Annotated in this window: 10 protein-coding genes; 7 read left to right on the forward strand and 3 right to left on the reverse strand. The window is 70.8% G+C overall.

The features are described from left to right. The first annotated feature begins 467 nt into the window (after positions 1 to 467). Positions 468 to 671 (forward strand): cold-shock protein, encoded by a 204-nt coding sequence (locus FHN55_RS21635; RefSeq protein WP_139714482.1) that lies wholly within the window; start codon positions 468 to 470, stop codon positions 669 to 671. A 330-nt stretch (positions 672 to 1,001) separates the two neighbouring features. Here FHN55_RS21635 and FHN55_RS21640 read toward each other — a convergent pair whose 3' ends face one another. Then, positions 1,002 to 1,871: an NAD(P)H-binding protein gene (locus FHN55_RS21640; protein WP_139714483.1), complete on the reverse strand. Its 870-nt coding sequence runs from the start codon at positions 1,869 to 1,871 to the stop codon at positions 1,002 to 1,004. Between the two features lie 80 nt (positions 1,872 to 1,951). On the opposite strand from FHN55_RS21640, the gene FHN55_RS21645 reads away from it, so the two are divergent. After that, complete coding sequence (locus tag FHN55_RS21645) at positions 1,952 to 2,728, forward strand: TetR/AcrR family transcriptional regulator (RefSeq protein ID WP_139714484.1); 777 nt, start codon at positions 1,952 to 1,954, stop codon at positions 2,726 to 2,728. 266 nt (positions 2,729 to 2,994) lie between these two features. Here the strand turns inward: FHN55_RS21645 and FHN55_RS21650 are convergent, their stop codons facing one another. Beyond that, complete coding sequence (locus tag FHN55_RS21650) at positions 2,995 to 3,342, reverse strand: hypothetical protein (RefSeq protein WP_139714485.1); 348 nt, start codon at positions 3,340 to 3,342, stop codon at positions 2,995 to 2,997. Positions 3,343 to 3,982: 640 nt separating this feature from the next. Between FHN55_RS21650 and FHN55_RS21655 the strand changes: the two genes are divergently transcribed. Further along, on the forward strand, positions 3,983 to 4,936 hold the full coding sequence (locus FHN55_RS21655; protein WP_306821833.1) for an LD-carboxypeptidase: 954 nt from the start codon (positions 3,983 to 3,985) through the stop codon (positions 4,934 to 4,936). 173 nt (positions 4,937 to 5,109) lie between these two features. On the opposite strand, the gene FHN55_RS21660 is transcribed toward FHN55_RS21655, so the two are convergent. Continuing rightward, positions 5,110 to 5,448 carry a hypothetical protein gene (locus FHN55_RS21660; protein WP_139714487.1) on the reverse strand — a complete coding sequence of 113 codons (339 nt, stop codon included), beginning with the start codon at positions 5,446 to 5,448 and terminating at the stop codon, positions 5,110 to 5,112. Positions 5,449 to 5,906: 458 nt separating this feature from the next. Between FHN55_RS21660 and FHN55_RS21665 the strand changes: the two genes are divergently transcribed. From FHN55_RS21665 to FHN55_RS21680, 4 genes are all read left to right on the forward strand, one after another. Continuing rightward, positions 5,907 to 6,314: a VOC family protein gene (locus FHN55_RS21665; protein ID WP_218974915.1), complete on the forward strand. Its 408-nt coding sequence runs from the start codon at positions 5,907 to 5,909 to the stop codon at positions 6,312 to 6,314. A 265-nt stretch (positions 6,315 to 6,579) separates the two neighbouring features. Next, positions 6,580 to 7,398, forward strand: a complete 819-nt coding sequence (locus tag FHN55_RS21670; protein WP_139714489.1) for an SDR family oxidoreductase — start codon at positions 6,580 to 6,582, stop codon at positions 7,396 to 7,398. Between the two features lie 316 nt (positions 7,399 to 7,714). Further along, a complete protein-coding gene (gene trpS, locus FHN55_RS21675; protein WP_139714490.1) occupies positions 7,715 to 8,806 on the forward strand; it encodes a tryptophan--tRNA ligase in 1,092 nt (363 codons plus the stop codon). Between the two features lie 408 nt (positions 8,807 to 9,214). Next, the coding region (locus FHN55_RS21680) for a transposase (protein WP_139714491.1) at positions 9,215 to 9,499 on the forward strand (285 nt) is incomplete at its 3' end.

Genomic DNA, 9,499 nt, shown 5'->3' on the forward strand with positions numbered 1-9,499 from the left:
ACCTCGCCGAGGCGCTGCTGATGCCGCTGCGAGCGGACTGCGTGCAACTACTGGCGCCCCGGTCATGCCCGTCGGCGCAGTGACCCGCGCGGTGCTGCGCGCCGACTGACCGCGCCAGCGCGAGCCTGCCGCAGGCCGGCGCCTTTCGAGATCTCGGTGAGCCGACACTGCCGGATCCTCCGATGGAGGCCGGTCAACAGGCGAGCACGGGCCCGACGAGGCTTCTGAGCGCTAGCGACGCCGTCGGTCGCAGAAGGGATCGTCCACCGGTGGGCACCCGGTCGGAATGCACGGCCCCGCCGAGACGCTGCAGTTCCCGGTCGTCCAGTTCCGCGTGTCGTGTTCCACCACGTCCCCGGTAGCAGTGCGGCGGCGGTCTGACCTCCACCAGCGAGGTCGCGACGCCGCCGCGTGGGCCGGCCGGTCCTGCAACGTGCGGGACCGACAACCCTTGAGGAGTGGTTCGCATGGCACAGGGAACAGTCAAGTGGTTCAACGCCGAGAAGGGCTTCGGATTCATCACTCCCAACGACGGGGGCGCTGACGTCTTCGTCCACCACAGCGAGATCGACGCCCAGGGCTACCGCAGCCTGGACGAGGGCCAGAGCGTGGAGTTCGAGGTTGGCCAGGGCCAGAAGGGCCCCCAGGCCCAGGGTGTCCACACCCTCTGACCCCCCATGTGGGGTCGAGCTCCTGCGGGGCCTGACCCATCAGTTCGACCAGAGCCCGCCGGCCCCCTCCCGGGGTCGGCGGGCTCAGCCGCCTACAACGCCCACCCAGCCTCGCGGGCATCCGCTGCTTGGCGCGACTGGGTCCGCGTGAAGACGTTGGCGGCCGCGATGCCTGGCTGTTCGCTGCGCATCCTCATCCGGTCAGCGGCACGCTGAGGATCCATCTCTGGTCCGCGTCTCGCCGTGGACCCTTCGAGCCCGCCACTGCCACCCGAAGCGCTTCTGGCTGGCCCGCAGCGCCCGGGGCGGGAGCCCTCATGTCGCCGTCCGTCAATGGCTCGGTGGCGCCTGCAGGGCTTGGTGCACGGTCTTGGGGGTGCGACCGAGCAGGTCCGTGAGCAGGGGCGACGTCGCAGCGAAGTAGCCCTGTTCAGCGGCTTGGTACATGCCCAGGGTGAAGCGAGCCACGAACTCCGGTCGCCCAGCGCCGACCTGCGCGCTCACCCACTCCTCGGGCTCGACCAGCGTGCGCTGGATGCGGTGACCGGCTACGTCGGAGGCGATCGCTGCGACCTCTTCGAAGGTCGGCGCCTCGGCGGCGGTCACGGTGAGGGGGCCCTCCAGGCCGCGCTCGCCCGCGGCCAGGGCGCTGATGATGATGGCGGCGGCTTCGGCGGCGTCCTCGCGCGCGGTCCAGGACACTGGTCCGTCGCCGGGCACGGGGATGACGCCGGTGGAGCGCCAGTCGCCGGTCAGCCAGGTGAGGCTGTGGGCGTAGAACCCGTTGCGCAGGGAGGTCCACGGCAGACCGCACGCGTCCAGCAGCGCCTCGGTGGCCGCGTGGTCACGGCCCGGCCCGAACGTGGTGCGCGGGGAGGCGCCCTGGTGGCTGGTGTACAGGACGCGCCCGACCCCCGCGCTGACCGCGGCGTCGATGGCGGCTGAGTGCAGGGCGACCGCGTCGGCGCGCTGGTCGGAGGAGGAGACCAGCAGGAGCTGGTCGGCTCCGGCGAAGGCAGCGGTGAGGGTCTCCGGGCGGGCGTAGTCGCCGTGACGCACGGCCACCCCGCGGTCGGCGAAGTGTTGTGCGGCGGCGGGGTTGCGGGCGACGACGACCAGGTCGGTGGCCGGGGTGCGGGTGAGCAGGTGCTCCACGGTGGCCCCGTTCAGGGCGCCGGTCGCTCCAGTGACGATGATCATCACAGTCTCGCTATCAGTGGTATCGGATCGCCGGATCGGCGGTAACACAGTGATAGCAGGACTGCGCTATCGTTGGCAACATGTCCGTCCCCACTCGTGAGCACGACCGGTCCCGCAGCCCAGGAGCGGGCAGCGGGCGGGAAGCGGTGCGTGAGCGGTTGATCGAGGTCGCCGTCGCGCTGCTGCACGAGCACGGGCCAGCCGCAGTCACCACCCGCGGCGTCGCCGCAGCCGCCGGGGTCCAGGCCCCGACCATCTACCGGCTCTTCGGTGACAAGGACGGCCTGCTGGACGCCGTGGCCGAGCACGCCGCGATGACCTTCGTGGCGGCCAAGGCCAAGATCGCCCAGGCGGCAGCTGACGAGGACGCCGATCCCTTGGAAGACCTTCGCGCCGCGTTCCTCGCGCAGGTGGACTTCGGAGTCGCCAACCCCGCGGTGTTCAAGCTGCTGTCAGACCCCGAGCGGGCTCGCCGTTCCGGCGTTGCCGAGGCCGGACGGCGGGTGCTGCAGGCCCGGGTGCACCGGTTGGCGCTGGCCGGACTGCTGCGGGTGGAGGAGGCACGGTGCGTTGACCTGGTGCAGGCGGCTGGCACCGGCGTCATCCAGACCCTGCTGTCCACCGGCCCTGAGCGGCGAGACGAGGGCCTGGCTGAGGCGATGTGGGCGGCGGTGATGAACCAGGTGCTCCAGCCGTCGACGGGCTCAGCGGGAACGGATGACCGTCTTGCGGCGACGCTGGTGACCTTCCGCGCGATCGCCCCCGACATGCCAGGACTCAGCCAGGCTGAGCGGGCACTGCTCATCGAGTGGCTCAACCGCCCCAGGAGCGGCGGAGCAGACGCTGTCGTGGACTGACGGGGCTCAGGCATCGGGCAGGGACCCGTTCCGGCACTCACCAAGGCCCAGATGGCGACTCGTTCTAGCCCGATCGACGACCGCGTGTCGGTCGGCGTCTCGCTGACGACCGCCTCCCAACCGCCACACCCTCTGGCGCGTACCGGTGGCCGCGGCGATGACCAGCTGTCGGGATCGCTGCCCGGTCAGCGTCTCGCTGCCCATGGCTACCCGGGTATGGCTCACCAGGCTCGGCGGTGTTCAGGACCGATCCTGGCAGAGGCGGTTCAACGAACGTCGACGACGATGCGCTGAGGGTCGCTCAGCGCCAGCACGCGGTACTCGCTGACACTTTCGTCCAGGCCGAGCAGGACCTGCGCCTGCCCCTCCCAAGCACCCCCGACGTAGATCTGATCCACAAGGTCACCGCTGCCGTCGATGGTGCCGGTGAACGCCGCCCGCCCCGCGGAGTCGACCCCTCCGTCGCTGCCGTTGGCGATGCCGGTGACGTTGAGGTTGAGGAAGCGACCTCCCTTGACGTCGAGCAGCTCTCCTGAGGCGTCCTGCACCGGCTGGGGCACTGCGGTGGCGTACCAGCCGGCGACCTGTCCCGGCGCACCCTCCAGGTCGAGCACGACGCGCTCGTATCCCTCATGCTCCCCGAGACGGGCCGCGGTGATGCTGGACGAGCCGGACCCGGGTCGTTCACCGGCCTGCTCCAGCGGCACGAACGGCGCCCGCCCATCGCCAGTGCCGACGTCATCAGGGACCGGTGTGCTGGAGGGTGTGCTGGCAGCGGAGCTGGCCGGTGGTGTGACCGGAGTGGTCGCGGTGGCGGTGCTCAGCGGCTGGCCAGCGGAGGAGGTCTCCGGCGCGGAGCCTCCGCAGCCGGTCAGGCCCACAGCGCTCACCAGCGCGGTGGCAGCCAGAGCCGTCGAAGTGCGTCGCACGGGGTCTCCGTCCTCAGGTGCTCACGTCGGGTGTCGGTCTCGTTCTGCTCATCGTGGTGGCAGCTGCCGTCCGCGGCATGACGCAGGGCGGCCAGACCTCATCGAGGAGGTCATCGGCTTCGGAGGCGTAGCGCACCGGGACATCCTCAACAGACGCTCCTACGAACGTCGGCGTCTCGCTGACCATCGCCCTGGGTCACACGACGAGCCTCCGTCCCGCGCGAAACCAGGTGCGTCGGTCGGGTTCCCTCGTGACACTGCACCGATGTCGGGCCCGGCATCTCTCGACCTCCTACGCCCGCGCGCCCTGGCCAGAGGTGACCTCGTGGCCGTCGCTTCCCTGTCCGGCCCCCTGCACCCCCAGTACGCCAGCGACCTCGACGCCGCCGTCGCCGAGCTCGAGCTGATGGGCCTCAGGGTGCACCGCGCTCCTCTGCTGCAGGCAGGGCGCAGCCACTGGTGGAGCGCCGCCCGACCCGCCGAGATCGCTGACGAGCTCAACGCCCTGCTGCGCGACCCCAAAGTCCGTGCCGTCTTCGCCCACGACGGCGGCCAGACCGCTCTGGGCTACCTCGACCTCATCGATCTCGACGCCATCAGGGCCGATCCCAAGCCGATCCTCGGGTACAGCGACATCTCCCTGCTGCACCTGGTGTTGCACGCCCGCACCGGGCTGGTCGGCTTCCACGCCGACCTGGCCACCCCCGGTCTGGGCGGGGCGTGGCAGCGCGCCTCCCCGGCGCGCAGGAGCAAGCTGCGCGACCTGTACGTCCAGCTGCTGACGAGCACCGAGCCGATCGGTGCGCTGCCGGCTACCCCGTCATGGCAGTGCTGGCGCCCCGGACGAGCCGAGGGGCCCCTGCTGGGCGGTGTCATCAACCGCATCGTGCTCGCGCAAGCCACCCGCTACGCCCTGCCTCTGGAGCGCTTCGAGGGCGCAGTCCTGTTCTGGGAGGAGATGGGCGGGCAGGCGGCGTACGTGTGGAGCTACCTGCACGTGCTGCGCCACGCCGGCGTGCTGGACCGGATCGCCGGGATGGTGGTGGGAGTGCCGCACACCATCGAGGGTCTGGAAGGCCCCGAGGCGTCACCGTCACTGGCCGAGATCGTCCTGGACGTCCTGGGTGATAGGGACATCCCGGTGCTGGGCGGGGTTGAGGTCGGACACGCGGGCGCGAACCTGCCGATGCCGGTCGGTGTGCGGGTGGCTCTGGACGCCGGAGCGCCACGGCTCTCCTTACTCGAGCCGGCGGTGCGCGAGGCGGGTCAGAGCCGCTGAGCACAAGCCGTCAGGCTCCTCGCGGTGGCTGCTGCACGGCCCCTCCAGTCGTCGCAGTGACGATCGTTGATCAGCGGACGAGTGCCTCGGCGCCTGCGGAGAGGACCCGCGCTGTGCCACCGACTGAGCAGGGGCCTTGACGCCAGAACTGGTTGCGGCGTGGCCGACCAGCGTCAGAGGACGTGGACGTCGTAGAGAGTCGCCTTGCCGGACGCATCGACGTCGACCTGGGCGCTGAGGTCGCTCGGCGACTCTTCGGTGGTCCACAGGGGCAGGTTGATCGTCCAGCTGCCGTCGTCCTCGTGCGTGACGTGGCACTCCTCGTGGTCCCAGATCTCTTCAGGCTGATCGACCAGGGTCGCGCCGTCGTCGCCGTACTCCTCGATCCAGGTCATCTGCTCGGGGCGCTCTCCGCGCACGAGGGCGTCGAGCTCGGCGCGGATGGCCGGACGCAGGTGCTCGGGGACCGAGTCGAACTCCTCGTCGTCTGAGGTGAAGTCTGCGTCTGCCACGTCCTGTCCTTCCGTTCAGTACTGCTGCCGTTGAGGATCATCGGGCCGGGTCGTGGCTATGTCACCGCCCTGGCTCGATCGGAGTAGTTGGCTCTCCGCCAGGCACGGCCGGACCGTTAGAGAACCGCTGACCGCCCGCCTCGGAGCACCTCACGGCGCGCTGGCGCTCAAGGCCGCCATCCGTCGCAGATGGGATCCCCGCACCGGGCGGGTCGAAGCGCCGGGCACCCTGACCGAGGACGCACCAGGCGTGGCAGTTGCCTCTTGCCCGTTCCGGTCGGGCTGTCCTCAGCGTCGACCTCTTGCCTGAACCGACTCGCGGGCGGGTGCCCGGTTGCGGTTCGCCCACGGGCAGCCAGGCTGCGGGGATGGGCGAGCTGCAGACCACGGCCGCTGGCGAAGGGGCCAGTACTGACGATGCCGAGGCTGCGGTGGCCCGGCCGTCCGCAATCGGCCACGTGCGGTTGACCGTCACCAACGCCCACAGGTCGAAGGCCTTCTACAGCTGGCTGCTGGGCGCCAGCGCGCTCCGCACGGACTTCACCCACCTGTGGGGCGACCCCTCCGTGCGCGAGGACCCCGACAGGGTCTACGGCGGCTGCAGCTTCACGGTGGGCAGGCAGGTGCTGGGGCTGCGGCCGGTCGCACCGGCTGAGGACAGCTTCGACCCCGACCGCGTGGGCCTGGACCACCTCGCACTCACCGTCGGCTCACGCGACGAGCTCGAGGCCGCAGCACAGCGACTGGCAGCAGCCGGCGTCGAGCACGGCCAGGTGAGGGACCTGCCGGCGTTCGGGGTGACGATCCTGTCCGTGCAGGACCCCGATGGCATCAACCTCGAGCTGTCGGCGCCGCTGGAGCCCTGAGCACAGACCTGCTCCGGCGGGCCTGGCGCCGAGCAGGAACCGCACCGCCGGCCCCTGCCCCGGATCCAGCCGCGGGCCTCGGGCACGGGCCGCTGGCCTGGTGCCCTGTGGCCGCCAGCGCGCGTGCCCGCTGCCCGCCTGCTCGGCGTGTCCGACCGCGCGTCGGCCCTGGTGCACCAAGCGCCACAGGGGCGGGTGCTCGCCCCGACGCGGCTGTTGGTCGCTCCGCGGGATTGCGTCGCGCGCGACCGGGTAGTGGAGGTGCATGACCAAGACGTGGTTCATCACCGGCGCCTCGCGCGGCTTCGGCCGCGAGTTCACCAAGGCGGCCCTGGCCCGCGGTGACCGCGTGGCCGCCACCGCCCGCGACACCTCCAGCCTCGACGACCTGCGCGCTGAGCACGGCGACGCGCTGCTGCCGCTGCAGCTGGACGTCACCGACCGCGCCGCAGACCGCGAGGCCGTCGCCCGCGCCGCCCAAGAGCTGGGCCGACTGGACGTGGTGGTCAACAACGCTGGCTACGGGCACTTCGGTGCGGTCGAGGAGCTCAGCGAGGCCGACCTGCGCGAGCAGATGGAGGCCAACCTCTTCGGGGCGGTGTGGGTGACGCAAGCGGCGCTGCCGGTCATGCGCGCCCAGGGCAGCGGGCACATCATCCAGATCACCAGCGTCGGTGGCATCGCCGCCTTCCCCGGCATCGGGGCCTACCACGCCTCCAAGTGGGCACTCGAGGGGCTGACCGAGTCTCTGTCTCAGGAGGTCGCCGGCCAGGGCATCAAGGTCACCCTGGTTGAGCCGGGTGGGTTCTCCACGGACTGGTCGGGGGCCTCGGCGCACCACAGCGAGGAGATGCCCGAGTACCAGCCGGTGCGCGACGCCACCCGGGAGCGGTACTCCACGGCGACGCCGGGTGACCCGGTTGCTGCGGCGCAGGCGCTGCTGCGGGTCGTCGATGCGGAGGAGCCGCCGCTGCGGGTGCTGTTCGGCAGCGGCCCGACCACCGCGGTGCCGGAGCTGTACGCGAAGCGGCTGGAGACGTGGAAGCAGTGGGAGGGCGTATCCCGGCAGGCCCAGGGCAGCTGACCGCCGTGCGGAGGGCCACCGATCACCGCCCGCCTCGGGAGGATCGTGGCGCGCCGGCACTCGAGGCCGCCGTCCGTCGCAGATGGGATCCCCGACCGGGCTGTAGATGCGGCAAGGAAAGGACGCGCGTCGCAGCGCTGGACGTAGACGCTGCACCATCGCTAGCGTCGCCGTGTGCTCATCTCACGCACCGGGTGGTGGCCGTCCTCGCGACGGCCCTGACCTGACCTCACGGGCTGTCGACGGACAGCCCGCTGCGCGCACCGCCGTACCGGCGCTCCACCCGCCGACAGCTCCTCACCAAGGAGCTCCACAGATGACCACCACCGCCGGCGCCACCCAGGGTTTCGCAGCCGGGGACTCCTTCGCAGTCGCCGCCGCCCGCAGCGCCGACCTCGAGGCGCAGATCACTGCCCACCCCGAGCGCTTCCGCGTTCTCACCGGAGACCGCCCCACCGGAGCACTGCACCTCGGTCACTACTTCGGCACCCTGGCCAACCGCGTTCGCCTGCAAGACGCCGGCGTCGACGTCGTCCTCGTCGTCGCCGACTACCAGGTCATCACCGACCGCGACAGCGTCGGAGCCTTGTCGACGACAGTGCTGGAGCTGGTGGCGGACTACCTCGCCGCGGGCATCGACCCGGTCAGGACGACCGTCTTCGCGCACAGCGCCGTCGCGGCCCTGAACCAGCTGATGCTGCCCTTCCTCAGCCTGGTCTCCGACGGCGAGCTGCGCCGCAATCCCACCGTCAAGGCCGAAGCGGAAGCCAGCGGTAGCAGGCCCCTGTCAGGCCTGTTGCTGACCTACCCGGTGCACCAGGCCGCGGACATCCTGTTCTGCAAGGCCAACCTCGTCCCGGTCGGACGCGACCAGCTTCCGCATGTGGAAGTCACCCGCACCATCGCGCGGCGCTTTAACGAACGCTACGCCGGCGGGCGCCAGGTCTTCCCTGCACCGGATGCGCTGCTGACAGCGGCGCCGGTGCTGCTGGGCACCGACGGCACGAAGATGAGCAAGTCCCGGGGCAACGCCATCGAGCTGCGGGCCAGCGAGGACGAGACCGCTCGCCTAATTCGGGGCGCGAAGACTGACAGCGACCGGGTCATCACCTTCGACCCGGTGAACCGGCCGGAGGTGGCCAACCTGCTGCTGTTGGCGTCGTTGTGCACTGGGCGCAGTGAGCAGGCGCTCGCTGAGGAGGTCGGAGGCGCGGGGTCGGGGGCCTTGAAGGGGTTGGTCACTGAAGTGGTGAATGAGCACCTGCGCCCGTTGCGGGTCCGCCGCGCTGACATCGCGGCTGACCGGGGTCAGCTTCTCGGGGTGCTGCGCGCTGGCAACCTCCGGGCAAGGGAACTGGCTGAGGCGACGCTCGACGAGGTTCGCGAAGCCATGGACATGACCTACTGAGGCGCTGTCCCATCGGTTCGACTGCTTCGTGAAGGGACCGCTTACCGCACGTCTCCGCGCACGCTCAGCGCGCCGGCAGTTGAGGCCGCTGTCCGTCGCAGAAGGGATCGCTATCCGAGCACTCGAGCGGCAACGCGATACGAGCCCGGTCCCTGCAGTTCCTGCAGTGCAGCCCCGCGACCAGCGATGGTCCTCAACAGGGCCTCAGCGGTCCTTGCACCCCCGGGCCCCGCTAGAAGTGCCACTGCATGTCGGCAGCAACCAGCCGCACGTCGTAGGCGCGCCTGCTGCCTCGCGCCAGGGGGACGAGAAAATTGGCCCCGTCCCTGGCAGCGCTGCTCCGACGCGCTGTGGAAGTTCGCTACTAGGCCGTGTCTGACGGATCAGCGATCGGGGTAGTACCCCGACGTGGCCGCTGACGAACGGCATGACCTCAAGGACGCCGAGTGGGCGCTGCTGGAGCCCTTGCTGCCTGACTGCACCCCACGCCGTGGTGGGCGCTGGAGTGACCACCGGTTGATCGTGGACGCGGTGCGCTGGCGGGTGCGCACTGGCTGTCCCTGGCGTGACCTGCCCGATCGCTTCGGCCCTTGGCAGACGGTGTACTCCCGTCACCGCCGCTGGTGCGCGGACGGGACCTGGACGTCTGATGGGTCTTGCTGCCAGCGATCAATGTCTCGCCCCGTGTCTGTC

It is taken from the genome of Streptomyces sp. NP160, from assembly GCF_006335115.1.
Taxonomy (GTDB): domain Bacteria; phylum Actinomycetota; class Actinomycetes; order Actinomycetales; family Quadrisphaeraceae; genus Quadrisphaera.